The sequence below is a fragment of the Streptomyces sp. P9-2 genome (assembly GCF_051903975.1).
GTDB classification, from domain to species: Bacteria; Actinomycetota; Actinomycetes; order Streptomycetales; family Streptomycetaceae; genus Streptomyces; species Streptomyces cellulosae.
The window spans coordinates 1,224,234-1,250,702 of record NZ_CP192633.1 but is presented as its reverse complement, the minus strand read 5'-3'; the positions used below and the strand labels follow the sequence as shown (position 1 = coordinate 1,250,702).

Here is a 26,469-nt window from a genome sequence, read left to right as displayed (position 1 = left end):
GACTGGACCCATGTCCATTCACGAGAACCTCCTCGGGGGCCCGCCCCCGACCCACCTCCCCGACGACCCGGAGCCGCGCGAGCTGCTGGCGACCGGCGCCACCGCCGCCGAGGTCGCGGGCCGCTACCCGACCTCCTCGCTGGCCTGGGCGCGGCTCGCCGACGAGGCGTTCGAGCGGGACAGCGTCGTCGAGTCCTACGCGTACGCCCGCACGGGCTACCACCGCGGCCTGGACGCGCTGCGCCGCAACGGCTGGAAGGGCCACGGCCCGGTGCCGTGGGAGCACGAGCCGAACCGCGGCTTCCTGCGCGCCCTGCACGCCCTCGCCCGCGCCGCGCAGGCGATCGGCGAGCAGGAGGAGTACGAGCGCTGCAGCCAGTTCCTGAAGGACTCCTCGCCGACGGCGGCCCAGGTCCTGGGCTGAACCGGCCGGAAAACGGAACGTGATCACCACGGGGCCCGCCTGTTTCGACAGGCGGGCCTTGCGGTGGTGGGGGACGATTGCGCAGGATGCCCCGTGGGGACCGGGGCCCCCGTGCCGGTAACGGCAGGGGCGGACCGCTACCCGGAGTACATTTCAGGAGACAGCGATGTCCCACGAGGCTCACGAGCCCGAGACCCCGCATCTCGACTTCCAGGGCACGACGCCTTACGAGGACTACGTCAAGGCCGACGTCCTCACCCACCTCCAGCACACCCTCTCGGACGATCCCGGAGAGATGGTCTTCCTGGTCACCACCCAGGTCATGGAGCTGTGGTTCACCGTGATCGTGCACGAGTGGGAGACCGCGGCGCAGGCGCTGCGCCGCGACGACGTGCCGGTCGCGCTCGACGCGCTGCGCCGCTCACGGCGCGAGCTGGAGGCGCTGAACGCCTCCTGGCGGCCGCTGGCCGGGCTCACCCCCGCGCGGTTCAACAGCTACCGGAGCGCCCTCGGCGAGGGCTCCGGCTTCCAGTCGGCGATGTACCGGCGCATGGAGTTCCTGCTCGGCGACAAGTCCGCGTCGATGCTGGTCCCGCACCGGGGCGCGCCGCGCGTGCACGCCGAGCTGGAGAAGGCCCTGCACGAGCCCAGCCTCTACGACGAGGTGCTGCGGTTCCTCGCCCGGCGCGGCCACCCCGTGCCGAAGGACGTGCTGGAGCGGGACGTGTCGCGGAAGTACGAGCCGTCGCGTGAGGTCGAGGAGATCTGGACGGCCGTCTACGCGGGCGACGAGCGGGACGAGGTGGCGCGGCTCGGCGAGGCGCTGACCGACGTCGCCGAACTGGTGTGGCGCTGGCGCAACGACCACCTGGTCGCCACCCGCCGGGCCATGGGGTCCAAGACCGGAACAGGAGGGTCCGCCGGAGTGGCGTGGCTGGAGAAGCGGGCGCAGAAGAGCGTGTTCCCCGAGCTGTGGACGGCGCGGTCGTATGTCTGAGCTGACGGTGAAGGCGGAGAAGCTGGACGCGGGCGACGAACTCGCCGCCAAGCGCGCGGAGTTCGTCCTCGACGGACCCGAGGGCGCGGTGTACCTGGACGGGAACTCGCTGGGCGCGCTGCCCGTCGCCGTGCCCGGCCGGGTCGCGGACGTGGTCGGCCGCCAGTGGGGCGAGATGCGCATCCGCTCCTGGGCGGAGAGCGGCTGGTGGACGGCGCCGGAGCGGATCGGCGACCGCATCGCCCCGCTCGTCGGCGCGGCGGCGGGGCAGATCGTGGTGGGCGACTCCACCAGCGTCAACGTGTTCAAGGCGCTGGTCGGCGCGGTGCGGCTGGCCCAGGAGAACGGCCCCGGTCGGGACGAGATCCTGGTCGACGCGACCACGTTCCCGACGGACGGGTACATCGCCGGTTCGGCGGCCCGCATGACCGGCTGCGCCCTGCGCCCCGTGGAGCCCTCGGAGGTGCCCGGCGCGCTCGGGGAGCGCACGGCGGCCGTGCTGCTCAACCACGTGGACTACCGCACCGGCCGGCTGCACGACCTGCCGTCGCTCACGGCGGCCGTGCACGCGGCGGGCGCGTACGCCGTCTGGGATCTGTGCCACAGCGCGGGCGCCCTGCCGGTCGGCCTCGACGAACACGGCGTGGACCTGGCCGTCGGCTGCACCTACAAGTACCTCAACGGCGGCCCCGGTTCGCCCGCGTACCTGTATGTGCGGGCGGACCTCCAGGAGCGCTTCGACTCCCCGCTGCCCGGCTGGAACTCGCACGCCGAGCCGTTCGGGATGCGCTCCGAGTACGCGCCCGCCGAGGGCGCGGTGCGGGGGAGGGTCGGCACTCCCGACATCCTCTCCATGCTCGCCCTGGAGGCGGCGCTCGAGGTGTGGGACGGGGTGACGGTCGAGGTGGTGCGCGCCAAGTCCCTCGCCCTGACCGACTTCTTCCTGGAGTGCGTCGGGACGTACGTCCCCGAGGGCCGCGTGGAGTGCCTGACCCCGCTGCCGCACGAGGAGCGGGGCAGCCAGGTCGCCCTGCGCTGTGCCGACGCGGGTCCCGTGATGCAGCGGCTCATCGGGCGGGGCGTGGTCGGCGACTTCCGCCACCCGGACGTGCTCCGCTTCGGTTTCACCCCGCTCTACGTCGGTTTCGCCGACGTGGAACGGGCCGCGCGGGTGCTGGCCGAGGAGCTGGGTTAGCCGGGCGGGGCCGGGACGGAGGCGTCCCGGCCCCGTTCCCGCCGGTCAGCGGGGGCCTCCTGGTGAGAGGACCGGGCGAAGTGCTGGTACCGTCCCGCCCGAACGGCCGCGTACACGCCCGGTCCGGTCGAACCACGTTGTATCGCTGAGAGGTTGGAGCATGACGGACGACGTCGCAGCCGCCCGGGCCGCCGCCGAGGAGAAGTCGGCCTTCTCCCACCCGCCGGTCGATCCGGACACCACGGCGGCCTACGGCGACGACCCCGACCACGTCATCGACTTCTGGACGCCGCGCGGCGGGAACGGTCCCGCACCCGTGGTCGTCGTCCTGCACGGCGGCGCCTGGCGCGCCCCCTACGACCGGCGTCACGTCAGCCCGTTCGCCGCGTTCCTCGCGCACCGCGGGTTCGCCGTCGCGAGCGTCGAGTACCGGCGCGGCGCCACCCAGGCCGACGGCGGCGACCCGGTGGCCGGGCGCTGGCCCGACACCTTCGACGACGTCGCCGCCGCGGTGGACGCCCTGCCCGCGCTGATACGCGAACACCTCCCGGCGGGCGACCCGCGCCGCATCGTCCTCACCGGCCACTCCGCGGGCGGACATCTCGCCCTGTGGGCCGCCGCCCGGCACGTCCTGCCCGCCGACTCGCCCTGGCGCACCGACGCCCCGGCGCCCCTGCGCGGGGTCGTCGCCCTCGCGCCCATCGCGGACTTCGAGGTCGCCGACAAGCTCGGTGTGTGCGGCGGCGCCGCCCGCGAACTCCTCGGCGGCGACGACCACTTCGCCGAGCGCAGGCCGCACGCCGACCCGGCGCTGCTGCTGCCCACCGGCATCGCCACCACCCTCGTCCAGGGCCGCGCCGACATCGACGTCCCGCACGCGGTCGCCGAGTCGTACGCGGACGCGGCGGCGAAGGCCGGCGAGGTCGTCGGGGTCACCCTGCTGCCGGACGTCGGCCACTTCCCGCTCATCGATCCCGCGGCGGACGCCTGCGCGGTCGTCGCGGAGGAGATCGCCCAGCTCGCGTGGTGAGTCCGACTCCCGTGCCCGGGAGGCTCGTTCATACCCCTAGTACCTGAGAGCTACCCCGCGGATGAGTCCCCCGGTGGGACGCGGGTTACCGACCATGCTCCGTAACTTCCCTTCCGTACAAGCCAGATGGCCGGCGGACGGAAAGGAAGCGACGACGATGGAGCAGGGGTGCGAGCGGGAGACTCCGGGCACGAGACCGGTCACGGCGGAGGCCACGGCACAGCGCCTCGCGGGCCGGCTGCGGCGCGGGCTGCTCGCCGCGCTCGTCGCCGCCGCCGTGGCCGTGCCCCTCGCCGGGGCCGCCCGCCCGCAGGCGCCCGCGCCGCCGCCCGCCCAGCTCCCGTCCCCGGCCGTCGCCGGACTCGACGCGACCTACGCCGCCCACCGGGCCAACGCCGCCGAGGCGGCCCGTACGGCGGCCGAGCACGGGTACCGGAACCACGCGGCCATCGAACGCGCCCTCGCCGAACGGCAGTTGCTGTACTTCGACGGACGCGGCGCCGGACTGGTCACCGAGGTGCTCGGCGACCTCGCGCACGCCGACCGGGTCGCCGTCCTGGTGCCCGGCTCCGACACCGGCATCGACACCTACGCCCGCTTCCGCGCCACCGCCGTCGCCCTGCACCAGCGGCTCACGCGGGAGGCGCCCACGGGGGTGCGCACGGCGGTCGTGGCGTGGCTCGGCTACGAGACGCCCGGCACGCTCAGCCCCTCGGTCGCGACGACCGGCCGCGCGAAGGGGGCCGCCCCTGAACTGCGCTCGCTTGTGAGGGACTTGCGCGCGGTCGCCGCCCCTCGCGCCCGCGTCTCCCTCCTCTGCCACTCCTACGGCTCCGTGGTCTGCGCGCGGGCCGCCGGCGGACTCGACGTGGACGACCTGGTCTTCCTCGGCAGCCCCGGCACCGGCGCCGACACCGCCGCCGATCTGCGCACCCGCGCGCGGGTGTGGGCCGCGCGCGGCGCCGCCGACTGGGTCGAGCACGTGCCGCACCTCGACACCGCCCTGTTCGGCACCACCGTCGGCCTCGGCACGGACCCCGTGTCCGAGGAGTACGGCGCCCGTGTCTTCTCGGCCGGCGACGGCGGACACAGCGACTACTTCGCCCCCGGCTCCCTCTCCCTGGCCAACCTCACCCGGATCGTCCTCGGCCACACCCGGGAGGTGACCCGATGACCCGCCTCCCCGTCGCCCTGCGCGACACCGCCGCCCGCATCGACGCGGCCACCCCCGACCGTCGCGACCGCGCCGTGGACGCCCTGCGGGCCTTCGCCGTCCTGGGCGTGGTCCTCGGCCACTGGCTGGTCACCGCGCTGGTCGCGGACGGCCGCACGCTGCACACCGCCGGCCCGCTCCAGCACATGCCGTGGCTGGCCCCGGTGTCCTGGGCCTTCCAGACACTCGCCGTGTTCTTCCTGGTCGGCGGGCATGTCGCGACCCGCTCGTACGCCTCGGCGCGGGAGCGCGGGACGCCGTACCGGCGATGGCTGCACGCCCGGCTGGCGCGGCTGTTCGGGCCGGTCGTCGCCGTCCTCACCCTGTGGACGGCCGTGACGCTCGCTCTGCTGCTGTCCGACGCCGAGTACGCGACCGTGCGGACGCTGGTGAAGCTCGCGCTGTCCCCGATGTGGTTCCTGCTGGTCTTCGCCGCCCTCACCGCCGTGACCCCGCTGGTCGCCCGGCTGCACCCGCTGTGGCCGCTGGCCGTCGTCCTCCACGTCGACGTGCTCCGCTTCGGCCTCGGCGCCCCCGACGCGCTGGGCTGGGTGAACCTCGCCGCGGGCTGGCTCGTGCCGTACACGCTGGGCGCGGCCTGGACCCGGGGCGAGCTGGAGGGCCGCAGGTCCGGGTGGGTGCTGCTGGGCTGCGGTACGGCGGCGACGGTGGTGCTGGTCGCGTGGGCGGGGTACCCGGCCGCGATGGTCGGGGTGCCGGGGGCCGAGGTGTCCAACCTCAACCCGCCGACCCTGGCCGCCGTCACCTTCGGCCTCGCCCAGTGCGGGCTCGCGCTGCTGCTGCGGGACCGGCTGCGCCGCGCCATGCGCCGGCCGCTCGCCTGGGCGGCGGTGGCGCTGGTCAACCTGTCCGCGATGACGGTGTTCCTGTGGCACCAGACCGCCCTGATGGCGACGACCGCCGCGCTTCTCCCGGCCGGTCCGCTGCCGGGTCTGCACACCGTCCCCGACGGCCTCGGCTGGGTCGCCGCCCGGCTGCCCTGGCTGGTGGTCTTCCTCCTCGCCCTCGCGGTGTGCGGGGCCGCGTTCCGCACCTGGGAGCGGGGCGGCCGCCGGCGAGGGCGCGCACGCCCGTCGACGGTGGTCCGCGCGCACCGCCCGATGACCGAGAGGGCCCCGCATGTCTAGGCTGAACGGCGTGGCGGACACGGGGGTGGAGCGCGTACGGCGGTGGCTGGGCGTTCTGCGCGAGGACCTGGGGACCGCGCGCGTCGACCCCCTGCCGCCGTCGACCTGGCTGCGCTGGCTGCCCCACGGGGTGGTGTGCCTCTCCGCCTTCGGCGTGTTCGTCGGCGACCTCCCGCAGCTCCAGGACCACGGTCTGGTCCCCTTCGGGATCGCCTTCCCCGTCGCGCTCGCCCACGGCGGGGCGATGGTGCTCGCGCTGTGGCGGCCGGTCCCGGGCTGGTGGACGTCGATGGCCGCGACGGTGGCGGGCGCGTTCGCGGTGCGCGCCGAGATGGCCGTCGGCGACGGCGAGTCGTTCACCTGGCCGTGGACCTCGGCGGGCCTCATCGGGCACATGTTCGTGATGCTGCTGCTCGCCCTGCGGGTGCGCACCCGGGTGTCCGTGGAGGCGCTGGCCCTGACCGCGCTGGTCACCTGGGTGCTGCAGGGGTGGATCGGCGCCCAGAGGTACCAGGCCACCGGCCTTCTGGCGGTGATCCTCTCCGCCGTCGTGGTCGTCCTCGGCATCGCCCTGCGCGGCCGCCGTGAGGCCCGCGCCGAGCTGGAGCAGCAGACCACGCTCACCGCCGAGGAACGGGCCCGCCGCACGCTGCTCGAGGAACGCGGCCGTATCGCGCGGGAGTTGCACGACGTGGTGGCCCACCACATGTCGGTGATCTCCATCCAGGCGCAGGTCGCCCCGCACCTCGTGAAGGACCCGCCGGACGAGCTGAAGGAGAACCTCGCCGGCATCCGGCAGAACGCCGTCGAGGCGCTCACCGAACTGCGCCGCGTCCTCGACGTGCTGCGCTCGGAGCACTCGGCCGACGACGGCCCGGCCGACGCGTCCGGACGCGCCCCGCGCGCCCCGCACGCCCCGCAGCCCACCCTGGACCGGCTGGCGGCGCTGGTGGAGAACACCCGCGCCGCCGGACTCACCGTGACCACCGAGATCACCGGCGAGCGGCGCCCGCTGCCGCCCGGCGTGGAGCTGTCCGCGTACCGGATCGTGCAGGAGGCGCTGAGCAACGTGCTGCGGCACGCGCCCGGCGCCACCGCGCACGTCACCCTCGCCTACGGGCCGCGCGCCCTCAGGGTGGAGGTGGTGAACACCGCCCCCACCCGGGAGGCGCCGCCGTCCGCCGGGGCCGGGCACGGGCTGCTCGGCATGCGGGAGCGCGCGGTCATGCTGGGCGGCACGCTCACCGCCGGCCCCTGGTCCGGGCGCGGCTACCGCGTCGAGGCCCGCCTTCCCGTGACCGCCCCGTCTGCCACCGACCCCCTCCCCCAGGACGGCACCGCATGATCCGCGTACTGATCGCCGACGACCAGCAGATGGTCCGTCAGGGCTTCACCGTGCTGCTGAACACGCAGCCCGACATCGAGGTCGTCGGCCAGGCGGTCAACGGGTTCGAGGCGGTCGAGAAGGTGGACGAACTCCCCCCCGGACGTCGTCCTGATGGACATCCGCATGCCCGAACTGGACGGCATCGAGGCCACCGCCCGCGTCACCGCCGCCCACCCCGAGGTGAAGGTGCTGGTGCTGACCACCTTCGACCTCGACGAGTACGTGTACGAGGCGCTGCGCGCGGGCGCCTCCGGCTTCCTCCTCAAGGACGCCTCCGCCGAGCAGCTCGCCGAGGCGGTGCGGGTGGTGGCCGCCGGGGACGCGCTGCTCGCGCCGGGCGTCACCCGCCGGCTGATCGCCGAGTTCTCCCGCCTGGACCCGCGCCCCCGCACCCCTCTGCGCCGCAAGGTGGGCGACCTCACCGAACGGGAGACGGAGGTCCTGTCGCTGATCGCGCAGGGCCTGTCCAACGCGGAGATCGCCGTACGGCTCGTCGTCGCCGAGCAGACCGTGAAGACACACGTCGGCCGCATCCTGGTGAAGCTCGGCCTGCGCGACCGCACCCAGGCGGCCGTGTTCGCCTACGAGTCGGGACTGGTGCGTCCCTCCGGTTACTGACCCGGTGCGTACCGTGGCGTAACCCGCCGTGGCCTGCGTAGTACTTCAGACGGACGCCACGGAACCCCTCTCAGCGGGGACGACCCGGCTCACCCGCCCGGCCTACCGTGTGAGCGTGACCGAGACGACGCACCAGCAGCCCGCCGGCGCCCCCCGCTCCGGGGACGGGCGCCGCAGCCCGGAGTACCGGCTGGCCCAGAACTCGCTGCGGGGGCTCCGCGAGGACCTCTTCCGCAACCCCTTCGCCTACCGCCCGCTGGCGCCCCGCCCGGCCGACGGCCCGCTCCTGCGCCGGCTGCCCCCGCGGCCGCGCACGGCCGCGGAACGGCTCCCGCACGCGGTGGTGGCGGCGATCGCGCTGCTCACCCTGCTGGTCGGCACCGTCTCCGGCAGCGAGCCGGGCGGCGACGGCCGGGCCCTGCTGGCCGGACTGCTGTGCGCGCTGCCCGTGGCCGCCACGCTGACCCGGCCGGTCGGCGCGTTCTGGCTGTCCCTCGTGGCGAGCCCGCTGACCGCGCTGCTCAACGGCGACGGGTCCGACTGGCCGTGGATGCCCGGTTCGTTCGTCTCCCACCTCACGGTCCTGGTGGTGGTGGCGCTGCGCACCCGGCCCCGCACCGCCGTGTGGATGTGGGTCGTCACCGCCCTGTACGTCGTGTTCGGGGACATCCTCTTCGGCGGGTCGTACTACTACACCAACGGCGCCCCGATGCTCGTGCTCTCGGCGTTCGCGCTGCTCCTGGTCTGCCTCTGGCACGTCCGGCACACCGCCCAGCAGGAGGTGACCGCCCAGCAGACCGTCACCGAGCAGGAGCGGTCCCGGCGCACGCTGCTGGAGGAGCGCACCACCATCGCGCGCGAGCTGCACGACGTGGTGGCCCACCACATGTCGGTGGTCGCCATCCAGGCCGAGGCCGCCCCGTACCGGGTGGAGAACCCTCCGGAGGAGCTGGAGCGCGCCTTCGCCACCATCCGGGAGAACGCCGTCGCCGCCCTCACCGAGCTGCGCCGCATCCTCGGCGTGGTCCGCGCCGAGGACTACGAGGCCCCGGACGCCCCGCAGCCCACCCTCGCCGATCTGGACGCCCTCCTGGTCAACGTGCGGGACGCCGGGCTGACCGTGGAGAAGGTGGTCACCGGCGCCGTGCGGGAGCTGCCGCAGGGCGTGGAACTGTCGGCGTACCGGATCGTGCAGGAGGCGCTGAGCAACAGCCTGCGGCACGCTCCCGGCGCGAGCGCCCGTGTGGAGATCGGGTACGTTCTCGGCGGTCTCGGCGTTCGTGTCGTCAACGGAGCGATGCCGGAGCCGGGTCTCGTTAAGCCGTCGCCCGGAGCCGGTCACGGCATCACCGGCATGCGGGAGCGGGTCGCCATGCTGAACGGCGAGATGGCCGCCGGACCGACCGAGGACGGCGGCTACGAGGTCGCGGTGTTCCTGCCGGTCACCGCGGTGAACGAGGGTGACGCATGACCATTCGCGTGCTGATCGCGGACGACCAGATGATGGTGCGCGAGGGCTTCTCGGTGCTGCTCAACGCGATGCCGGACATCGAGGTCGTCGGCGAGGCCGTCAACGGCCGTCAGGCGGTCGACAAGGTCCGCGAACTCGCCCCCGACGTCGTCCTGATGGACATCCGCATGCCGGAGCTGAACGGCATCGAGGCGACCCGCGAGATCGTCGCCGCGGACGGCGCGGCCAAGGTGCTGGTGCTGACCACCTTCGACCTCGACGAGTACGTCTACCAGGCGCTGCGCGCGGGCGCCTCCGGCTTCCTGCTGAAGGACGCCTCCGCGCGTCAGCTCGCCGACGGCGTCCGGGTCGTCGCGGCCGGGGAGGCGCTGCTCGCCCCGTCGGTCACCCGGCGCCTCATCACCGAGTTCTCCAAGCTGTCCGACGCACCCCGCGTGCTGCCGTCCGCGCAGGCCGCGTACGGGGACCTCACCGAGCGGGAGACGGAGGTGCTGGTGCTGATCGCGCAGGGCCTGTCGAACGCGGAGATCGCCGAACGGCTGGTGGTCGCCGAGTCGACGATCAAGACGCACGTCAGCCGCATCCTGGTGAAGCTGGGCCTGCGCGACCGCACCCAGGCGGCGGTCTTCGCCTACGAGGCGCGTCTGGTCACCCCGGGCTGAGCCCGCACGTCCTAGGGTGAGCCGCATGGAACAGCGCATCACCCTGATCACGCTGGGGGTCACCGACCTCGCCCGCGCGAAGGCTTTTTACGAGGCCCTGGGCTGGCGGGGCCAGGAGGTCCAGGAGACGGTCTTCTTCCAGGCGGGCGGTCTCGGCCTGGTCCTGTGGGGCCGGGAGAAGCTCGCCCGGGACTGCGGTCTCGAGCCGGGGACGCCGGGCGGGTTCGGCGGCATCGTCCTCGCGCACAACGTCCGCTCCGACGCCGAGGTGGACGAGCTGCTCGCGGCGGCCGACCTGGCCGGGGGCACGGTCACCAGGCAGGCCGTGTTCAACGAGATCGGCTTCTACTCCGGCGCCTTCACCGACCCCGACGGCCACGCCTGGGAGGTCGCCCACAACCCCGGCTTCCCCCTCGCCGAGGACGGCACGGTCACCCTGCCCGACTTCGGCGCCCTTTGACGGAACGCCCGGCACCCCTGGTCAGAGGGCGGGGCGGCGGTCTACCGTCCGTCCATGGCAGCTCCTTCCGACCTCGCTTTCGACCCGTGGGACCCCGCGTTCGTCGCCGACCCCTACCCCGCCTACGCCGAGCTGCGGGAGCAGGGCCGGGTGCGGTACTTCGAGCCGACCGACCAGTGGCTGGTCGCCCACCACGCGGACGTCTCGGCGCTGCTGCGCGACCGGCGCCTGGGACGCACCTACCAGCACCGGTTCGGCCACGAGGAGTTCGGCCGCACCCCGCCCCCGCCGGAGCACGAGCCGTTCCACACGCTCAACGACCACGGCATGCTCGACCTCGAACCGCCGGACCACACGCGCATCCGCCGCCTGGTGTCGAAGGCGTTCACGCCGCGCACGGTCGAGCGCCTGCGGCCGTACGTGGAGCGGCTCGCCGGTGAGCTGGTCGACGGGCTGGTCGCGGCCGGCGGCGGCGACCTGCTGCGGGACGTCGCCGAGCCCCTGCCGGTCGCGGTGATCGCGGAGATGCTGGGCATCCCCGAGTCCGACCGTGCGCCGCTGCGCCCCTGGTCGGCGGACATCTGCGGGATGTACGAGCTGAACCCGTCCGAGGAGGCCGCGGCGAAGGCGGTCCGCGCGTCGGTCGAGTTCTCGGACTACCTGCGCGACCTGATCGCCGAGCGCCGGAAGAACCCCGGCGACGACCTGATCTCCGGCCTGATCGCCGCCCACGACGAGGGCGACCGGCTCACCGAGCAGGAGATGATCTCCACCTGCGTGCTGCTGCTCAACGCGGGTCACGAGGCGACGGTGAACTCCACGGTCAACGGCTGGTGGGCGCTGTTCCGCCACCCCGACCAGCTCGCCGCCCTGCGCGCCGACCACTCCCTGGTCCCCACCGCGGTCGAGGAGCTGATGCGCTACGACACCCCGCTCCAGCTCTTCGAACGCTGGGTGCTGGACGAGATCGAGATCGACGGCCAGGTGATCCCGCGCGGCGCGGAGATCGCGATGCTGTTCGGCTCCGCCAACCACGACCCGGCGGTCTTCGCCGACCCGTCCCGCCTGGACCTCGCCCGCCGCGACAACCCGCACATCTCCTTCAGCGCCGGCATCCACTACTGCATCGGCGCCCCGCTGGCCCGCATCGAACTGGCCGCCTCGATGACAGCCCTCCTGGACCGCGCCCCCACCCTCCGCCTCGCCGCGGAACCGGTCCGCAAGCCGAACTTCGTGATCCGGGGGCTGGAGGGCCTGGAGGTCGAGGTGGCCTGAGGACCCGTACGCCGTGCCTGGCGCCGTGCCTAGCGCGCCGGGACCGTCAGGCCCCAGGCGCCCTCCCGGACCTCCCAGGTGCGGGTGCGGACCGGGCCCGAGACCGTCGCGTCGGCGCGGTAGCGGAAGTGGGCGCCGGAGACCGTGATCGTGCGGGCCTCCGCCGACAGGGGGGACGCCTCCGCGCCGACCGAGGCGGGGCGGACCTCCACGCGGGCCGTGCCCGAGGCGCCGGGGACGACCGAGACGGCCTCCACCGACTGGTGCAGGTCGACCAGGGTCTCCCCGTCCACCTCCACCCGCAGCCGCGTCGGCCCCGACCCGGGTGCGGCGGGCGGCCGGACGGGGGCCAGCGTGCGTACAAAGGAGCGGCAGGTCTGCAGCCACGGCCAGGTCACCCCGCCGGCCGAGTGCCGTTCGGGGGACGTGGAACCCAGCGGAGGGATCCGCAGCGCGCCCAGCACCACGCCGTCGCTGTCGTCGACCAGCAGATCCATCCGCCGCTCCGTCCCGTCGAGCACCGCCCGCGCCGCGGCCACCGCCCCGCACGGCACGCCCAGCGCCCGGGCGAGCGACACCGAGCCGCCCACCGGCACCAGGGACAGCGCGCACCCGGCCAGCTCCCGGTGCCGGTGCAGCAGCTCCACCGCCCGCACCAGCGCCCGGTCGTCGCCCACCACCACGGGACGCCGTGAGCCGCGCCGGGCGAGCGCGCGGGCGAACTCCTCGGGGCCGTCCGGCAGGCACACCTTCGCGCCCGCCGCACCCGCGCGGAGCACGTCCCGCGCGATCCGGACCGACTCGCCGTCCGCCCGCCGGGCGACCGGATCGATGACCACCAGAAGCTGATCGGACGTCGCGGAAGAAGTCCCGGATGTCGCCACCTCGGCCATGCCTCGCTTCCTCGGGTAGCATCTTTGTGCAAGAGCCCCTTTGCGCTATTGCGCCAGGGGCTTCGTCTATTCCGGGGCATCCGGTCCGACGGTTGGCGGCCAACGGTGGTCGCGGTGCACGCGGCGGAGATCCTCCGTGTGCGCCCCTGACCTTGGACATGCCCCGCCCGGAAGGGGTGTACGCGCGTGCCCGCACTTGTGCTGCTCGGTGCTCAGTGGGGTGACGAAGGCAAGGGAAAGGCGACGGACCTTCTCGGTGGTTCCGTCGACTATGTGGTGCGCTACCAGGGCGGCAACAACGCCGGCCATACGGTGGTCGTGGGCGATCAGAAGTACGCCCTTCACCTGCTCCCTTCCGGAATCCTGTCCCCCGGCTGCACGCCGGTCATCGGTAACGGCGTCGTCGTCGACCCGTCGGTCCTGCTCTCCGAGCTGAGCGGTCTGAACGAGCGCGGCGTCGACACGTCCAAGCTCCTGATCAGCGGTAACGCGCACATCATCACGCCGTACAACGTGACGGTGGACAAGGTGACCGAGCGTTTCCTCGGCAAGCGGAAGATCGGCACCACCGGCCGCGGCATCGGCCCGACCTACGCCGACAAGATCAACCGCGTCGGCATCCGGGTGCAGGACCTCTACGACGAGTCGATCCTCACCCAGAAGGTCGAGGCGGCCCTCGACGTCAAGAACCAGATGCTCACCAAGCTCTACAACCGGCGCGCGATCGCCGTCGGCCAGGTGGTCGAGGAGCTGCTGGGCTACGCGGACAAGCTGGCGCCGTACGTCGCCGACACCGTGCTGGTGCTGAACGAGGCGCTGGAGCAGGACAAGGTGGTCCTCTTCGAGGGCGGCCAGGGCACCCTGCTCGACATCGACCACGGCACGTACCCCTTCGTCACCTCGTCGAACCCGACCGCGGGCGGCGCCTGCACCGGCGCCGGCGTGGGCCCGACGAAGATCAGCCGGGTCATCGGCATCCTCAAGGCGTACACCACCCGCGTGGGCGCCGGACCGTTCCCGACGGAGCTGTTCGACGAGGACGGCGAGGCGCTGCGCCGCATCGGCGGCGAGCGGGGCGTCACCACCGGCCGTGACCGCCGCTGCGGCTGGTTCGACGCGGTCATCGCCCGCTACGCGACCCGGGTGAACGGCCTGACGGACTTCTTCCTCACCAAGCTCGACGTCCTCACCGGCTGGGAGCAGATCCCGGTCTGCGTGGCCTACGAGATCGACGGCAAGCGCGTCGAGGAGCTGCCCTACTCGCAGACGGACTTCCACCACGCGAAGCCGGTCTACGAGATGCTGCCGGGCTGGAACGAGGACATCAGCAAGGCGAAGTCCTTCTCCGACCTGCCGAAGAACGCCCAGGCGTACGTGAAGGCCCTGGAGGAGATGTCCGGCGCCCCGATCTCCGCGATCGGCGTGGGCCCGGGCCGCACCGAGACGATCGAGATCAACTCGTTCCTCTAGGAGCGGCCGCCCTGTGCACCGGCGCCCGGGCGGGCGCCGGTGCACAGGCATAGCCTGGACGTGTACGCGGCATGCACATCGACCTGGAAGAGGGTGAGTGCGATGCGCGTGATGCTCAAGGCGACGCTGGACACGGAGAAGTCGAACGAGGCCCTCCGCAGCGGGAAGCTGCCCGACATGATGCGGGAGACCATCGAGCGGCTCCACCCCGAGGCCGCCTACTTCGGTCCGCTCGGCGGCCGCCGGACCTGCCTGCTCGTCCTCGACGTCGAGGACAGCTCACAGATCCCGCCCATCGGCGAGCCGTTCTTCTCGCAGTTCGACGCCGAGGTCGAGATGACCCCGGTGATGAACGCGGACGACCTGCGGAAGGGGCTCTCCGAACTGCGGTGACCCTCAGCTGAAGACGATCATCGAACCCTGCGCCAGGCTCCGGGTGGCCGCCGCGTGGAGGCCGAGCCAGACGTGGCGTTCGCGGGCGAACGGGCTCGGGTCGTAGGGGGCGGGGACGGCCGGTTCCTCCAGCTCGGTGGGGGCCCGCGGCGGCTCGGGAGCGGCCGGCGGGTTCGCCGGGTCGATGCCGATCGACGGGGCGACCGACTCCAGTTCGCGCAGCAGCGCGTGCGAGGAGCCCAACGGGCCGCCCCCAGCGAGGAGTTCGTCGCTGGACAGGGGGCTCGGGAAGTCCACGGGCACGTACGCGCCCGCGTGGTCGTAGTGCCACACCAGATGCGACTGCTGGGCCGTGGTTTCGAACATCTCCAGCAACTGCTCGTAGTCGCCGCCCAGTTCGTCCACCGGGGTGACCGGAAGGCCGCAGACCTGGAGCAGGTACACGCGCCGCAGGAAGTGCAGGGCGTCGTAGTCGAACCCGGCGACCGGGGCGACGTCGCCGGTCAGTCCCGGCATGTACTGGTACACCGGCACCGGCGGCAGTCCCGCGTCGGCCAGCACCGTGTTGTACTGCGCGAGTTCCTCGGCGAAGGGGTTGTCGGGCGTGTGGCACAACACGTCGACGAGCGGTACCAGCCACAGGTCACAGGCCAAAAGAGCACTCCTCGCATCGCGCGGTCGTCGGGTGGGACGTCCGGGTCCGGGAAGACGGTTCGGGACAGCGGTCAGGGAAGCGTATCGGCGTCCCGGGCGGGCGGATCCTCCTGTGCGGGCCGTCGTACAGGTCCCTTACCCGCCGCGTCGGTCGTCAGGCCCTCCACGAGGGACAGGGAGTACGCGGTGTACGCGTCGAGGATGGCCCGCGCGGTGTCGGTGTCGCCCTCGGTCAGGGCGTCCACCAGCTCGGTGTGACGCGCCCACAGCCGGCCCCGCGGATCGGGCAGCTGCCGCAGGTGCTGCACCACGTACACCCACATCTGCACCCGCAGCCGGTGCAGGAAGTCGGTGAGGTACGGATTGCCGAACGCGGACGCCAGCTCCCGCCAGAACCGCAGGTCGTAGCCGATCAGCACGGTGACCTCGCCGGCCAGCGCCGCGCGCCGGGCCTCCTCGCCGCGCCGCCGCACCCCCGCGAGGTGCGCCGCCAGCCGGGGCTCGTCGGGCCGCAGATGCGGCGCGCCGCCGTGGGTGAGCGCGTGGAACATCCCCTCGGTGACCAGGCTGCGCGCCTCGATCATGCCGCGGAAGTCGTCGGCGGAGTACTCGTGCACCCGGAAGCCGCGGTGCTGGTCGGCGTCCAGCAGCCCCTGCGCCGACAGGTCGACCAGCGCCTCCCGCACGGGCGTCGCGGACACCCCGTACTGGTCGGCGATCTCCTTGACGGTGAACTCCTGCCCCGGCTGGAGCCGCCCGGCCAGCACCTCGTCGCGCAGCGCGTCGGCGATCTGCTGCCGCAGGGTGCTGCGGGTCACGGCGACGTTGCCGAGGCGGGGCATGGTCGGGGCGTCTCCCTCATCGCGTTCGAGTGGCGTGCTCGCAAAAGTCCACGGGCACGCCACCTTACGCGGTCCGGGCGCGGCGCCGGATGTTCGAACGGGCGCGAGGGGAGACCCCTCGCGCCCGCCGGAAGGCCGCTGACTCAGCCGGTCACCTCACGTACTCGTCGGCTACCGACAGAGCCGCGTCCAGGGCCGCCAGGCCCTCCTTCAGCTCGGCCTCGCTCGTGTTGAGCGGCGGCACCACATGGGTGCGGTTCATGTTCACGAAGGGCCACAGGCCGGCCTTCTTCGCGGCGGCGGCGAACGCGGCCATCGGGGCGTTCGCCTCGCCGGACGCGTTGTACGGCACCAGCGGCTCCCGGGTCTCCCGGTCGCGCACCAGCTCCACCGCCCAGAACATGCCGGTGCCGCGCACCTCGCCCACGCTCGGGTGACGCTCGGCCAGCTCCCGCAGACCGGGGCCGACGACGGACGCGCCGAGGGAGGCCGCGTTCTCGACGACGCCCTCCTCCTCCATCACGTTGATCGTCGCGACGGCGGCGGCGCAGGCCAGCGGGTGCCCGGAGTAGGTCAGGCCGCCCGGGTAGGGGCGGGTGGCGAAGGTGGCCGCGATCTCCGCGGAGATGGCGACGCCGCCCAGCGGCACGTAGCCGGAGTTCACGCCCTTGGCGAAGGTCATCAGGTCCGGCACGACGTCGTACAGGTCGGCCGCGAACCACGTGCCGGTGCGGCCGAACCCGGCCATCACCTCGTCCAGCACCAGGACGATGCCGTACTTGTCGCACAGTTCGCGGACCCCGGCGAGGTAGCCGGGCGGGGGCGGCATGATGCCGGCCGTGCCCGGGACGGTCTCCAGGATGACCGCGGCGATCGTCGAGGGCCCCTCGAAGGCGATCGTCGTCTCCAGGTGCTCCAGCGCCCGCGCGCACTCCTGCTCCTCGGTCTCGGCGTAGAAGCGCGAGCGGTACAGGAACGGCGCCCAGAAGTGCACGACCCCGGCGGTGGCGCTGTCGGACGCCCAGCGGCGCGGGTCGCCGGTGACGTTCACGGCCTGCTGCGTGCCACCGTGGTACGAGCGGTACGCGGAGAGCACCTTGGGCCGGCCGGTGTGCAGCCGGGCCATGCGCAGGGCGTGCTCCACGGCGTCGGCGCCGCCGTTGGTGAAGAAGATCTTGTCCAGGTCGCCGGGGGTGCGCTCGGCGATCAGCCGGGCCGCCTCCGAGCGCGCCTCGACGGCGAACGCGGGCGCGAACGTCGTCATCCTCGCCGCCTGCTCCTGGATCGCGGCGACGACCTTGGGGTGCTGGTAGCCGATGTTCGTGTAGACGAGGCCGCTGGTGAAGTCCAGGTAGCGGCGGCCGTCGTAGTCCCAGAAGTAGGACCCTTCCGCCCCGGCGACGGCGAGCGGGTCGATGAGCTCCTGTGCGGACCAGGAGTGGAACACGTGCGCACGGTCGGCGGCCTTGACGGCGGCGCCGGCCTCGGGGTTGGGCTGAGGGGTCATGCGCCCGAGCGTAGGCGGCGGTGATGGACGAGCGACATCGGCGGGGTGTCTGCGGTGCGGGGGTTTCCGCGACAGGTTGTCGACACGCGGGAGGGGTGGGGGAGGTGATGCGGGCGTGGGAACACCTGTCCACGGTGATCGAGCGCCTGGGCCCGCCTGTTACGGAACCGTAGACGGCGGCCGGCTCACCCGGCACCGGCCCGCCACTATCCTCGATCCGTTGCTCACTGCGGGGGGAAGGCGGCGCAGCGATGGACCAGCTCGGGATCGGGGATCCGCAGACGATCGGGGGCTACCGGCTGCTCGCACGGCTGGGCGCCGGCGGCATGGGCCAGGTCTACCTCGCCCGCTCCGACCGGGGGCGCACCGTCGCCGTGAAACTGGTCCGCGAGGAGCTGGCCCGGCAGGAGGAGTTCCGCGCCCGCTTCCGCCAGGAGGTACGGGCCGCCCGGCAGGTCGGCGGCGACTGGACCGCGCCCGTGCTGGACGCCGACACCGAGGCGGCCGTGCCGTGGGTGGCCACCGGGTACGTCGCCGGGCCGAGCCTCCAGCAGGTCGTGGGCCACGACCACGGGGCGCTGCCCGAGCGGTCGGTGCGCATCCTCGGCGCGGGTCTGGCGTACGCCCTCAAGGACATCCACGCGGCCGGGATCATCCACCGCGACCTCAAGCCGTCCAACGTGCTCGTCACCATCGACGGGCCGCGCGTCATCGACTTCGGCATCGCCCGCGCGCTGGAGACGGTCACCGACGGCGGGCTCACCCGCACCGGCGCGCTCGTCGGCTCGCCCGGCTTCATGGCGCCCGAGCAGGTGCGCGGCGACCGCATCACGCCCGCCTGCGACGTGTTCTGCCTCGGCTCGGTCCTCGCCTACGCGGCGACCGGGTCGCTGCCGTTCGGCACCGCCAACAGCGGGGTGCACGCGCTGATGTTCCGCATCGCGCAGGAGGAGCCGGACCTGACGCAGGTGCCGGAAGGGCTCGCCGACCTGGTGCAGGCGTGCCTGCGCAAGGACCCGGCGGCCCGGCCCACGCTCGACGAGGTGCTGTCCGCCACGGGCGCGGAGGACACCGTGGCCGACGGCCGCTCCCGCGACCCGTGGCTGCCTTCCGCGCTGGTCGCCCAGCTGGGGCGGCACGCGGTGCGGCTGCTGGACGCGGAGGATCCGCACGCGCCGGGGTCTTCCGGGGAGCCGGTGTCGCTCGGGAAGCCGGTGCCTTCCGGCGAGCCGGGAGGGGACGCGCCCGCCGAGCACGCGCGCGCCGCCGACGACGGCGCGGCCCCGCCCCCGCCGGGCCGGCCCGGCGTGAACCACCTCCCCACCATCGTGGTCGGCCAGGGCGGCGACCCGGCCCCGCCGCCGGGACCGGTGCCGGGCGCGGGCGGCGGAGGCGCCTACGGCCACCCGCGGCAGCACCCGCACCCGCCGGCGTACGGCGGCTACGCGTACGGCGTGAACGGCACCCCGCCCTACGGCCCGCCGCCCTACGGTCCGTACCCCCCGCCCGCCCCCGAACCGCGCCGCGACACCCGCTCCACCGCGCTGCTCGTGGTGATCGCGCTGGTGGTGGCGCTGGCCGCGGGCGGCAGCGTGTACGCGCTGATGAGCGGCGCCCGCGGCGAGGACCGGGCGGGCGGCGACCCGTCGACGCCGGCCGCGCCGAGCAGCGCATCGCAGAGCACGGGCGACGCGTCCACCGCCGACGACGTGCCGCCCTCCGAGACGCGCTCACCGAGCAGCAGCGCGCCCGAGGACGGGTCGGTCCCGGAGGAGTTCCTGGGCCGCTGGTCCACCACCATCGACAACGACAGCGGCTCCCACAGCCGCCGCCTCACCGTGCAGCAGGGGGAGGTCGGCGACGCGGTGATGTCCCTGGTCGCCGAGGGCCCCACCGGCAGCGGCACCTACCACTGCGTCTTCGAGGCCCGCCTCACCGGCACCTCGGGCGGCGACCTCCGGATCGGCCCCTCCACGGTCACGGTCGGCGAACCCCGCAGCGCCTGCACCCCCGGCAGCCCGAGCGAAATCACCCTCCTCCCGGACGGCTCCCTCCGCCGTACCAGCACGGGGACGGGGGAGCAGCTGACGTACACGCGGGACTGACGTCCCCCCGCCGTCTGCGGGCACCCGTGCCGCTGGGCGCAGACGGCACCCCTGCAACGCCGGGTGCGGGTGGTCCGTGGCTGGTCGCGCAGTTCCCCGCGCCCCTTGAGGCGCCGCAGCTGCGGGCAGTCGTGCCGCTAGGGGCGGCACGGGTGGGCGCAGCGGCACCCCGCACACGCCGGGTTGCGCAACACCCCGCCCAGCCCCGCCCCGGCGCCGGTGAACGCACCGCGTGCGAAAAACGCCCTCACCGCGCCTCAGGCGGCCGCTGCCGAGGCATGTTCGGCCGAGCCCCGTTGGGCGCAGCCGCGAACCGCCCGACGGGCAACGCCGTCTCGGCCCGCCCCCCGCCGGCCAAGGAGTTCCGCACACCCAACGGCACCCCGCTCCGAAACTCCAGCATCCAGTCCGCCGTCTCCACCCGGACCAGCTCCGTCACGTCCTCCGTGAACCGCCGCAGCACCGTCAGACACCGCTCCGCGGCCTCGCTGGCCGTCCCCTCCGCGGGCCCCAGCACCTCCCGCACACACTCCGACGCCCAGTCGAACTGAAAAGCCTGCAGCCGCCGCTGCACAGCCTGCGCGGTCGCCACGTCCCGCATCCACCCGGACGTCATCCCGAAGAAACGGTCAGCCGCCACACACGCCACGGCGACCAGCAGCGCCAGATACCCCCACGGAGTGACCCCCTCCGCCGCCCCGGTCAGATCCAGCAGCGGCAGCGCGGCCCCGGCCAGCGCCCCCGCCGCCGTACCGCCCCGCAGGGCCCACGCGCACCGCCGCTTCCACATCCGGTCCTCGAGGTACCACGCGGCGGTGTCCAGCGCCCCGCGCTCCACCCACCGGTACAGCTCGTCCAGCCGCGCGGCCGGCTCCCCCCAGTCGCCGAGCGGGAACGCCCGGCCGACGGGGTCGCCCGGGCGCCGCCCCGCCGCGCCCTCGCCCCGCCCGTCGTGAGGCCGACCCTCGGGCTGCATCTCCGGCTGACCCACCCGGTATCTCCCCTCCTGATGCGACCTGACCGACCCCGCGCGCCCGCGCCCCGCGCACACCGTGCGCGGTCGGCCGGTCACGCGTGGTGCTCGCGCGCCGGGCCCTTCCTACCGCCCAACGGGTGGGCGCGTCGGGGGTTCGCGCGCTTTTACGCCCGGAAGGGGGCCGTGATCAGGTATAGGGCCCGGGAGGAGACTCACCCGAAAGAGTGCCGGGGCGACGGCGGTCCCGAGCACGTAGGCTCGTGCCGAGGGTGCGGCCTCGCACCCGGACGGACCAAGCGAGCCGAGGTACGACTCGACGTACCGACGCGACGTACCGACCTAGGAGCGAATCGTGATCCCCGGTGGTGGCCAGCCCAACATGCAGCAGCTGCTCCAGCAGGCCCAGAAGATGCAGCAGGACCTGGCCAAGGCCCAGGAGGAGCTGGCGCGCACGGAGGTCGAGGGCCAGGCGGGCGGCGGTCTGGTGCGGGCCACCGTCACCGGCTCCGGCGAGCTGCGGGCGCTGAAGATCGACCCGAAGGCCGTGGACCCCGAGGACACGGAGACCCTCGCGGACCTGGTCGTCGCGGCGGTCCAGGCGGCGAACGAGAACGCGCAGACGCTGCAGCAGCAGAAGCTCGGCCCGCTGGCCCAGGGCCTCGGCGGGGGCGGCATCCCCGGCCTCCCCTTCTGACCGGGGCTTCCCGGCCTGCGGGGGCTTCTGCGCGGGGCCGCGGCCCTCTACCGTACGTAGTGAAGGAACATCAGGAAGGACGGCAGTCCGTTGTACGAAGGCGTGGTCCAGGACCTCATCGACGAGCTGGGGCGGCTTCCCGGCGTCGGTCCCAAGAGCGCGCAACGGATCGCCTTCCACATCCTGCAGGCGGAGCCGACGGACGTACGGCGTCTGGCGCAGGCGCTGATGGAGGTCAAGGCGAAGGTCCGCTTCTGCGCGGTGTGCGGGAACGTCGCGCAGGAGGAGCACTGCAACATCTGCCGCGACACCCGGCGCGACCCCGCGGTCATCTGTGTCGTGGAGGAGCCGAAGGACGTCGTCGCGATCGAGCGCACGCGTGAGTTCCGCGGCCGCTACCACGTGCTGGGCGGGGCGATCAGCCCGATCGACGGGGTGGGCCCCGACGACCTGCGGATAAGGGAGCTGCTGGCCCGGCTGGCGGACGGCACGGTCACCGAGCTGATCCTCGCCACGGACCCCAATCTCGAAGGCGAGGCCACGGCCACGTACCTCGCCCGCATGATCAAGCCCATGGGCCTGAAGGTCACCCGCCTGGCCAGCGGCCTCCCGGTGGGCGGCGACCTGGAATACGCGGACGAGGTCACGCTCGGCCGCGCCTTCGAGGGGAGACGACTCCTAGATGTCTGACGCCACGCTGCACGCGACCGAGCAGAACCCGGACGACTTCGCGGTCCAGATCGCCGATCAGATCGAGAGCTTCCTGGTGGCCGTCACGGAGGTCGCGAAGGGCGACGAGCCGGACTCGGCGGTGCCCTTCCTCCTGCTGGAGGTCTCCCAGCTGCTCCTGGCCGGCGGCCGTCTCGGCGCCCACGAGGACATCGTCCCCGACGAGCGCTACGAGCCGGACATGGGCCCCGAGCCGGACGTGGACGAGCTGCGCGAGAACCTGGCGCGGCTGCTGGACCCGATCGACGTCTACTCCGAGGTCTTCGACCCGTACGAGCCGCGCAAGGCCCCGGTCCCGGCCCGCATCTCCGACGACCTCACGGACGTCATCACCGACCTGCGCCACGGCATGGCCCACTACAAGGCGGGCCGCACGTCGGAGGCGCTGTGGTGGTGGCAGTTCTCCTACTTCTCCAACTGGGGCTCCACCGCGTCGGCGACCCTCCGCGCCCTCCAGTCGGTCGTCGCCCACGTCCGCCTGAACCAGCCCCTCGCGGAACTCGACGGCCTGGACACGGACCAGGGCCTGGGCGACGAGGCCCTGGAGGCGGAGGCCGGCAGGGTCATGGCCGAGGAAATCGGCACCCCGTTGCGCATGCGCCCGGTCCAGTAACCGGGCACCGGCAGCTCTTCACGCCCTTCACCGGCCTCCGGCCCGGGCGGCCTCCACGGCCCGGAGAACCAGTGCGCGGTCCTCGGCCCGCTCCGGTGTCCCCTCCGCGGCCTTGCGCGCGTCCGCCAGCGCCCGCTCCGTGGGCTCGGCACCGCGTGCGAGCAGCAGCCGCACCGCTTCGACCTGCCCGAACGAGACGGCCCACTCCAGAGGCGACCGCCCCTTGAAGTCCCGGTCCTCGATGTCGGCCCCGCGGTCCAGCAGCAATTCCACGACGTCCGGGTGCCCGCAGGTCGCTGCGAGCACCAGCGGCACGTGAGGGCTGCGGACGCGCTGCGCCCCGGTGGACACCCCGGCGTCGATCAGCGCCTCGACCACCGCCGCGCGGCCGAACATCGCCGCCTCGGTCATCGGCGTCAGCTCGTGGTACGGGCCCGCGCGCCCTTCCGGGTCGGCCCCGGCGGCGAGCAGCAGCCGGACCACGTCCGCGTGCCCCTCCTGCACGGCGAGATCCAGCGCCGAGCGCCCCTCCCGGTCGATCGCGTCGATACCGACCCCCGAGGCCAGCAGCCGCGCGACCTCCGCCGGACGGTTGTCCTTCGCCGCCAGGGGCAGCGTTTCCGACCTCGCCGTAGGATTCGTCATGCCCCGATCATGGGCCACCCGCGCCGATACCGGGGAACCCCTCGTTGATCGCGAACAGCACCGTCATCAGCGCCGACAGGGACAGCGGTACGACCCAGGGCCCACCCCGCCTCCCGGCTTCCGACGACGTTGAACGCGACGAACGCCCCCAGCACGAACAGTGCCGGCGACGCCCACAGGTGCCGCAGCGCCTGTGGGGTGCCCGGGTCGGTCATGGATGTGTCCCCCGTGCAACGTGCCCCTCGTACCGCCGCGCCGGTCGGGCGACGGCGGCCTGTGCGCGTCGACCTGGCTGGTCAGGCCCGGTGGGTGTGTTCGACGCGGCAGGAACGTAACACGATCGGAAATGCGGTTATTGCGCACTGAACCACCCGCTGGCCGTGAGGGTGATACCGACCGAAAAGGGCCGGGTGCGGTGTGACGCGGGGCACTTTTCCGAGTGGTGGGCGTGGGGCTGGGCAGGAGCCCCTCGCGGACGGCCGATGTCTCACCATGCGATATCGCGAAGGGTGGATTTTCGGACGTCGATAGACTGAGCGGACCGCAGCGCACACATATGTGGGCGGACTGTGGACAACGACGGACTGAGCGAGGAGCGCACGTGGGCCTTGTCGTGCAGAAGTACGGAGGCTCCTCCGTAGCCGATGCCGAAGGCATCAAGCGCGTCGCCAAGAGGATCGTGGAAGCCAAGAAGAACGGCCACCAGGTGGTCGCCGTGGTTTCCGCGATGGGCGACACGACGGACGAGCTGATCGATCTCGCCGAGCAGGTTTCCCCGATCCCTGCCGGCCGCGAGCTCGACATGCTGCTGACCGCCGGAGAGCGGATCTCCATGGCCCTGCTGGCCATGGCGATCAAAAACCTGGGCCACAACGCCCAGAGCTTCACCGGCAGCCAGGCAGGTGTCATCACCGACTCGGTCCACAACAAAGCCCGCATCATCGATGTCACGCCGGGCCGCATCAAGGCCTCCGTGGACGAGGGCAACATCGCCATCGTCGCCGGGTTCCAGGGCGTCAGCCAGGACACCAAGGACATCACCACGCTGGGCCGCGGCGGCTCCGACACCACCGCCGTCGCCCTCGCCGCGGCGCTCGACGCCGAGGTGTGCGAGATCTACACGGACGTCGACGGTGTGTTCACCGCCGACCCCCGCGTGGTGAAGAAGGCCAAGAAGATCGACTGGATCTCGTTCGAGGACATGCTCGAACTGGCCGCCTCCGGTTCCAAGGTGCTGCTCCACCGTTGTGTGGAGTACGCCCGCCGGTACAACATCCCGATCCACGTCCGCTCGTCCTTCAGCGGACTCAAGGGCACGTGGGTCAGCAGCGAGCCGATCGAGCAAGGGGACAAGCAGGTGGAGCAGGCTCTCATCTCCGGTGTCGCACACGACACCTCCGAGGCCAAGGTCACGGTCGTCGGCGTGCCCGACAAGCCCGGCGAGGCCGCGTCGATCTTCCGCACCATCGCGGACGCCGAGATCAACATCGACATGGTCGTGCAGAACGTGTCCGCAGCGTCCACCGGCCTGACGGACATCTCCTTCACCCTGCCGAAGTCCGAGGGCCGCAAGGCCATCGACGCCCTGGAGAAGAACAAGGGCGCCATCGGCTTCGACTCCCTGCGCTACGACGACCAGATCGGCAAGATCTCCCTGGTCGGCGCGGGGATGAAGACCAACCCCGGGGTCACCGCCGACTTCTTCACCGCGCTCAGCGACGCCGGTGTGAACATCGAACTGATCTCGACCTCCGAGATCCGCATCTCGGTCGTGACCCGCAAGGACGACGTGCCGGAGGCCGTGCGCGCCGTGCACACCGCCTTCGGACTGGACTCCGACAGCGACGAGGCCGTGGTCTACGGAGGCACCGGCCGCTGATGACCGGGACCGCAGGACCCGGGCGTTCCGGGCGGCCGACGCTCGCGGTCGTGGGAGCGACCGGGGCCGTCGGCACGGTCATGCTCCAGATCCTGTCCCAGCGCGCGGACGTCTGGGGCGAGATCAGGCTCGTCGCCTCCCCGCGCTCGGCCGGCCGCAAGCTGGCCGTGCGCGGTGAGGAGGTCGAGGTCGTGGCGCTCACCGAGGACGCCTTCGACGGGGTCGACGTCGCCATGTTCGACGTGCCCGACGAGGTCTCCGCCGAGTGGGCGCCCGTCGCCGCCGCGCGCGGCGCGGTCGTCGTCGACAACTCCGGCGCCTTCCGCATGGACCTGGACGTGCCGCTGGTCGTCCCCGAGGTCAACCCGCACGCGGTACGCAGCCGTCCCCGCGGCATCGTCGCCAACCCCAACTGCACCACCCTGTCGATGATCGTCGCGCTCGGCGCGCTGCACGCCGAGTTCGGCCTGCGCGAGCTGGTCGTCTCGTCGTACCAGGCGGTCAGCGGCGCCGGGCAGGCCGGCGTGCGGACCCTGCGCGAGCAGCTCTCCCTGGTCGCCGGCACGGAACTGGGCACCAACCCCGGCGACGTACGGCGGGCCGTGGGCGACAACACCGGTCCTTTCCCGGAGCCGGTCGCGCTGAACGTCGTGCCGTGGGCCGGGTCGCTGCGCGAGGACGGCTGGTCGTCCGAGGAGATGAAGGTGCGGGACGAGTCCCGCAAGATCCTCGGCCTGCCCGCCCTCCCGGTCGCCGTCACCTGCGTCCGCGTCCCCGTGGTCACCGTGCACTCCCTCACCGTGCACGCCCGCTTCGAGGGCGAGGTCACCGTCGACAAGGCGCGCGAGATCCTCGCGACCGCCCCCGGCGTCGTCCTCTTCGACAACCCGGCCGCCGGGGAGTTCCCGACGCCCGCCGACGTCGTCGGCACCGATCCCACCTGGGTCGGCCGGGTGCGCCGGGCCCTGGACGACCCCACGGCGCTGGAGCTCTTCGTGTGCGGGGACAACCTGCGCAAGGGGGCCGCGCTCAACACCGCGCAGATCGCCGAACTGGTCGCGGCGGAGCGCAAGGGCGCCTGACACGGGAGGGCGGCCCCGTGCCGCCGGCGGCCGGGCGGAAAAAGTTCTGGATCACAGAGGATTCATTTGTAGGATCTGTGCGGAGCTTGTGAGCCGGACCGGTCGGT

25 protein-coding genes and 1 pseudogene are annotated in these 26,469 nt (G+C 73.1%); 20 read left to right on the top strand and 6 right to left on the bottom strand.

Going from position 1 to position 26,469, the window contains the following annotated elements:
- The first annotated feature begins 10 nt into the window (after window positions 1-10).
- The 12 genes and pseudogenes from ACQY0Z_RS05840 to ACQY0Z_RS05785 all read left to right on the top strand — a co-directional run bounded on the left by ACQY0Z_RS05840 (window position 11) and on the right by ACQY0Z_RS05785 (window position 11,880).
- Complete coding sequence (locus ACQY0Z_RS05840) at window positions 11-424, top strand: DUF3151 domain-containing protein (protein WP_019524279.1); 414 nt, start codon at window positions 11-13, stop codon at window positions 422-424.
- Window positions 425-590: 166 nt separating this feature from the next.
- Window positions 591-1,421, top strand: coding sequence for a tryptophan 2,3-dioxygenase family protein (locus tag ACQY0Z_RS05835; protein ID WP_439811925.1), 831 nt, complete (start codon window positions 591-593; stop codon window positions 1,419-1,421).
- Window positions 1,414-2,616 carry a kynureninase gene (kynU, locus tag ACQY0Z_RS05830; protein ID WP_439811924.1) on the top strand — a complete coding sequence of 401 codons (1,203 nt, stop codon included), beginning with the start codon at window positions 1,414-1,416 and terminating at the stop codon, window positions 2,614-2,616. The genes ACQY0Z_RS05835 and kynU overlap by 8 nt, the downstream gene beginning before the upstream one ends.
- A 160-nt stretch (window positions 2,617-2,776) precedes the next feature.
- The gene (locus ACQY0Z_RS05825) at window positions 2,777-3,646 is read left to right on the top strand and encodes an alpha/beta hydrolase (protein WP_439811923.1); all 870 of its coding nucleotides are present in this window, start codon (window positions 2,777-2,779) and stop codon (window positions 3,644-3,646) included.
- 157 nt (window positions 3,647-3,803) lie between these two features.
- Window positions 3,804-4,820 carry an alpha/beta hydrolase gene (locus ACQY0Z_RS05820; protein WP_347225848.1) on the top strand — a complete coding sequence of 339 codons (1,017 nt, stop codon included), beginning with the start codon at window positions 3,804-3,806 and terminating at the stop codon, window positions 4,818-4,820.
- A complete protein-coding gene (locus ACQY0Z_RS05815; protein ID WP_189897597.1) occupies window positions 4,817-6,007 on the top strand; it encodes an acyltransferase family protein in 1,191 nt (396 codons plus the stop codon). Before ACQY0Z_RS05820 ends, ACQY0Z_RS05815 begins: the two co-directional genes overlap by 4 nt.
- Window positions 6,000-7,352, top strand: coding sequence for a sensor histidine kinase (locus tag ACQY0Z_RS05810; protein ID WP_439811922.1), 1,353 nt, complete (start codon window positions 6,000-6,002; stop codon window positions 7,350-7,352). The genes ACQY0Z_RS05815 and ACQY0Z_RS05810 overlap by 8 nt, the downstream gene beginning before the upstream one ends.
- A pseudogene (locus ACQY0Z_RS05805) lies at window positions 7,349-8,012 on the top strand (response regulator). The gene ACQY0Z_RS05810 and the pseudogene ACQY0Z_RS05805 overlap by 4 nt, the downstream one beginning before the upstream one ends.
- Before the next feature lie 115 nt (window positions 8,013-8,127).
- The gene (locus ACQY0Z_RS05800) at window positions 8,128-9,483 is read left to right on the top strand and encodes a sensor histidine kinase (protein WP_254587982.1); all 1,356 of its coding nucleotides are present in this window, start codon (window positions 8,128-8,130) and stop codon (window positions 9,481-9,483) included.
- Entirely contained in the window at window positions 9,480-10,145 is a 666-nt protein-coding gene (locus ACQY0Z_RS05795; RefSeq protein WP_189897592.1) for a response regulator, read from the top strand. Before ACQY0Z_RS05800 ends, ACQY0Z_RS05795 begins: the two co-directional genes overlap by 4 nt.
- A gap of 25 nt (window positions 10,146-10,170) precedes the next feature.
- Window positions 10,171-10,605: a VOC family protein gene (locus ACQY0Z_RS05790; RefSeq protein ID WP_439811921.1), complete on the top strand. Its 435-nt coding sequence runs from the start codon at window positions 10,171-10,173 to the stop codon at window positions 10,603-10,605.
- Window positions 10,606-10,659: 54 nt separating this feature from the next.
- On the top strand, window positions 10,660-11,880 hold the full coding sequence (locus tag ACQY0Z_RS05785) for a cytochrome P450 (RefSeq protein WP_189897588.1): 1,221 nt from the start codon (window positions 10,660-10,662) through the stop codon (window positions 11,878-11,880).
- A gap of 29 nt (window positions 11,881-11,909) precedes the next feature.
- Here the strand turns inward: ACQY0Z_RS05785 and ACQY0Z_RS05780 are convergent, their stop codons facing one another.
- Window positions 11,910-12,773, bottom strand: a complete 864-nt coding sequence (locus ACQY0Z_RS05780) for a diacylglycerol kinase family protein (RefSeq protein WP_189897586.1) — start codon at window positions 12,771-12,773, stop codon at window positions 11,910-11,912.
- Between the two features lie 186 nt (window positions 12,774-12,959).
- On the opposite strand from ACQY0Z_RS05780, the gene ACQY0Z_RS05775 reads away from it, so the two are divergent.
- Window positions 12,960-14,243: an adenylosuccinate synthase gene (locus ACQY0Z_RS05775; protein WP_026243734.1), complete on the top strand. Its 1,284-nt coding sequence runs from the start codon at window positions 12,960-12,962 to the stop codon at window positions 14,241-14,243.
- Between the two features lie 102 nt (window positions 14,244-14,345).
- Window positions 14,346-14,636 carry a hypothetical protein gene (locus ACQY0Z_RS05770; protein WP_189897584.1) on the top strand — a complete coding sequence of 97 codons (291 nt, stop codon included), beginning with the start codon at window positions 14,346-14,348 and terminating at the stop codon, window positions 14,634-14,636.
- Window positions 14,637-14,639: 3 nt separating this feature from the next.
- Here the strand turns inward: ACQY0Z_RS05770 and ACQY0Z_RS05765 are convergent, their stop codons facing one another.
- The 3 genes from ACQY0Z_RS05765 to ACQY0Z_RS05755 all read right to left on the bottom strand — a co-directional run bounded on the left by ACQY0Z_RS05765 (window position 14,640) and on the right by ACQY0Z_RS05755 (window position 17,639).
- Window positions 14,640-15,290: a hypothetical protein gene (locus ACQY0Z_RS05765; protein ID WP_254587980.1), complete on the bottom strand. Its 651-nt coding sequence runs from the start codon at window positions 15,288-15,290 to the stop codon at window positions 14,640-14,642.
- Between the two features lie 71 nt (window positions 15,291-15,361).
- Window positions 15,362-16,132 carry a GntR family transcriptional regulator gene (locus tag ACQY0Z_RS05760; RefSeq protein ID WP_189897582.1) on the bottom strand — a complete coding sequence of 257 codons (771 nt, stop codon included), beginning with the start codon at window positions 16,130-16,132 and terminating at the stop codon, window positions 15,362-15,364.
- A 151-nt stretch (window positions 16,133-16,283) separates the two neighbouring features.
- Window positions 16,284-17,639 carry an aspartate aminotransferase family protein gene (locus tag ACQY0Z_RS05755; protein ID WP_254587979.1) on the bottom strand — a complete coding sequence of 452 codons (1,356 nt, stop codon included), beginning with the start codon at window positions 17,637-17,639 and terminating at the stop codon, window positions 16,284-16,286.
- A gap of 251 nt (window positions 17,640-17,890) precedes the next feature.
- Here ACQY0Z_RS05755 and ACQY0Z_RS05750 point away from each other — a divergent pair, with 251 nt between their 5' ends.
- The gene (locus ACQY0Z_RS05750; RefSeq protein WP_439811920.1) at window positions 17,891-19,744 is read left to right on the top strand and encodes a serine/threonine-protein kinase; all 1,854 of its coding nucleotides are present in this window, start codon (window positions 17,891-17,893) and stop codon (window positions 19,742-19,744) included.
- A 247-nt stretch (window positions 19,745-19,991) separates the two neighbouring features.
- On the opposite strand, the gene ACQY0Z_RS05745 is transcribed toward ACQY0Z_RS05750, so the two are convergent.
- Window positions 19,992-20,735, bottom strand: coding sequence for an SLATT domain-containing protein (locus tag ACQY0Z_RS05745; protein WP_347225853.1), 744 nt, complete (start codon window positions 20,733-20,735; stop codon window positions 19,992-19,994).
- 337 nt (window positions 20,736-21,072) lie between these two features.
- On the opposite strand from ACQY0Z_RS05745, the gene ACQY0Z_RS05740 reads away from it, so the two are divergent.
- From ACQY0Z_RS05740 to ACQY0Z_RS05730, 3 genes are all read left to right on the top strand, one after another.
- Window positions 21,073-21,414: a YbaB/EbfC family nucleoid-associated protein gene (locus tag ACQY0Z_RS05740; RefSeq protein WP_078492938.1), complete on the top strand. Its 342-nt coding sequence runs from the start codon at window positions 21,073-21,075 to the stop codon at window positions 21,412-21,414.
- Between the two features lie 90 nt (window positions 21,415-21,504).
- Entirely contained in the window at window positions 21,505-22,104 is a 600-nt protein-coding gene (gene recR / locus ACQY0Z_RS05735; protein WP_019524300.1) for a recombination mediator RecR, read from the top strand.
- Complete coding sequence (locus ACQY0Z_RS05730) at window positions 22,097-22,756, top strand: DUF5063 domain-containing protein (RefSeq protein ID WP_189897575.1); 660 nt, start codon at window positions 22,097-22,099, stop codon at window positions 22,754-22,756. Before recR ends, ACQY0Z_RS05730 begins: the two co-directional genes overlap by 8 nt.
- Before the next feature lie 27 nt (window positions 22,757-22,783).
- Here ACQY0Z_RS05730 and ACQY0Z_RS05725 read toward each other — a convergent pair whose 3' ends face one another.
- Complete coding sequence (locus ACQY0Z_RS05725) at window positions 22,784-23,401, bottom strand: ankyrin repeat domain-containing protein (RefSeq protein WP_137207520.1); 618 nt, start codon at window positions 23,399-23,401, stop codon at window positions 22,784-22,786.
- A 601-nt stretch (window positions 23,402-24,002) separates the two neighbouring features.
- Between ACQY0Z_RS05725 and ACQY0Z_RS05720 the strand changes: the two genes are divergently transcribed.
- Window positions 24,003-25,280: an aspartate kinase gene (locus ACQY0Z_RS05720; protein ID WP_189897573.1), complete on the top strand. Its 1,278-nt coding sequence runs from the start codon at window positions 24,003-24,005 to the stop codon at window positions 25,278-25,280.
- The gene (locus ACQY0Z_RS05715) at window positions 25,280-26,362 is read left to right on the top strand and encodes an aspartate-semialdehyde dehydrogenase (protein ID WP_439811919.1); all 1,083 of its coding nucleotides are present in this window, start codon (window positions 25,280-25,282) and stop codon (window positions 26,360-26,362) included. The genes ACQY0Z_RS05720 and ACQY0Z_RS05715 overlap by 1 nt, the downstream gene beginning before the upstream one ends.
- Window positions 26,363-26,469 lie beyond the last annotated feature (107 nt).

What these genes read in the sequence shown, in the direction of transcription:
- ACQY0Z_RS05790 (WP_439811921.1), top strand. Translation starts at nt 10,171, where the DNA reads ATGGAACAGCGCATCACCCTGATCACGCTGGGGGTCACCGACCTCGCC.
- ACQY0Z_RS05785 (WP_189897588.1), top strand. Translation starts at nt 10,660, where the DNA reads ATGGCAGCTCCTTCCGACCTCGCTTTCGACCCGTGGGACCCCGCGTTC.
- ACQY0Z_RS05820 (WP_347225848.1), top strand. Translation starts at nt 3,804, where the DNA reads ATGGAGCAGGGGTGCGAGCGGGAGACTCCGGGCACGAGACCGGTCACG.
- ACQY0Z_RS05725 (WP_137207520.1), bottom strand. Translation starts at nt 23,401, where the DNA reads ATGACGAATCCTACGGCGAGGTCGGAAACGCTGCCCCTGGCGGCGAAG.
- ACQY0Z_RS05715 (WP_439811919.1), top strand. Translation starts at nt 25,280, where the DNA reads ATGACCGGGACCGCAGGACCCGGGCGTTCCGGGCGGCCGACGCTCGCG.
- ACQY0Z_RS05810 (WP_439811922.1), top strand. Translation starts at nt 6,000, where the DNA reads ATGTCTAGGCTGAACGGCGTGGCGGACACGGGGGTGGAGCGCGTACGG.
- ACQY0Z_RS05780 (WP_189897586.1), bottom strand. Translation starts at nt 12,773, where the DNA reads ATGGCCGAGGTGGCGACATCCGGGACTTCTTCCGCGACGTCCGATCAG.
- ACQY0Z_RS05750 (WP_439811920.1), top strand. Translation starts at nt 17,891, where the DNA reads ATGGACCAGCTCGGGATCGGGGATCCGCAGACGATCGGGGGCTACCGG.
- ACQY0Z_RS05795 (WP_189897592.1), top strand. Translation starts at nt 9,480, where the DNA reads ATGACCATTCGCGTGCTGATCGCGGACGACCAGATGATGGTGCGCGAG.
- ACQY0Z_RS05760 (WP_189897582.1), bottom strand. Translation starts at nt 16,132, where the DNA reads ATGCCCCGCCTCGGCAACGTCGCCGTGACCCGCAGCACCCTGCGGCAG.
- ACQY0Z_RS05730 (WP_189897575.1), top strand. Translation starts at nt 22,097, where the DNA reads ATGTCTGACGCCACGCTGCACGCGACCGAGCAGAACCCGGACGACTTC.
- ACQY0Z_RS05835 (WP_439811925.1), top strand. Translation starts at nt 591, where the DNA reads ATGTCCCACGAGGCTCACGAGCCCGAGACCCCGCATCTCGACTTCCAG.
- kynU (WP_439811924.1), top strand. Translation starts at nt 1,414, where the DNA reads ATGTCTGAGCTGACGGTGAAGGCGGAGAAGCTGGACGCGGGCGACGAA.
- ACQY0Z_RS05840 (WP_019524279.1), top strand. Translation starts at nt 11, where the DNA reads ATGTCCATTCACGAGAACCTCCTCGGGGGCCCGCCCCCGACCCACCTC.
- ACQY0Z_RS05825 (WP_439811923.1), top strand. Translation starts at nt 2,777, where the DNA reads ATGACGGACGACGTCGCAGCCGCCCGGGCCGCCGCCGAGGAGAAGTCG.
- ACQY0Z_RS05770 (WP_189897584.1), top strand. Translation starts at nt 14,346, where the DNA reads ATGCGCGTGATGCTCAAGGCGACGCTGGACACGGAGAAGTCGAACGAG.
- ACQY0Z_RS05755 (WP_254587979.1), bottom strand. Translation starts at nt 17,639, where the DNA reads ATGACCCCTCAGCCCAACCCCGAGGCCGGCGCCGCCGTCAAGGCCGCC.
- ACQY0Z_RS05815 (WP_189897597.1), top strand. Translation starts at nt 4,817, where the DNA reads ATGACCCGCCTCCCCGTCGCCCTGCGCGACACCGCCGCCCGCATCGAC.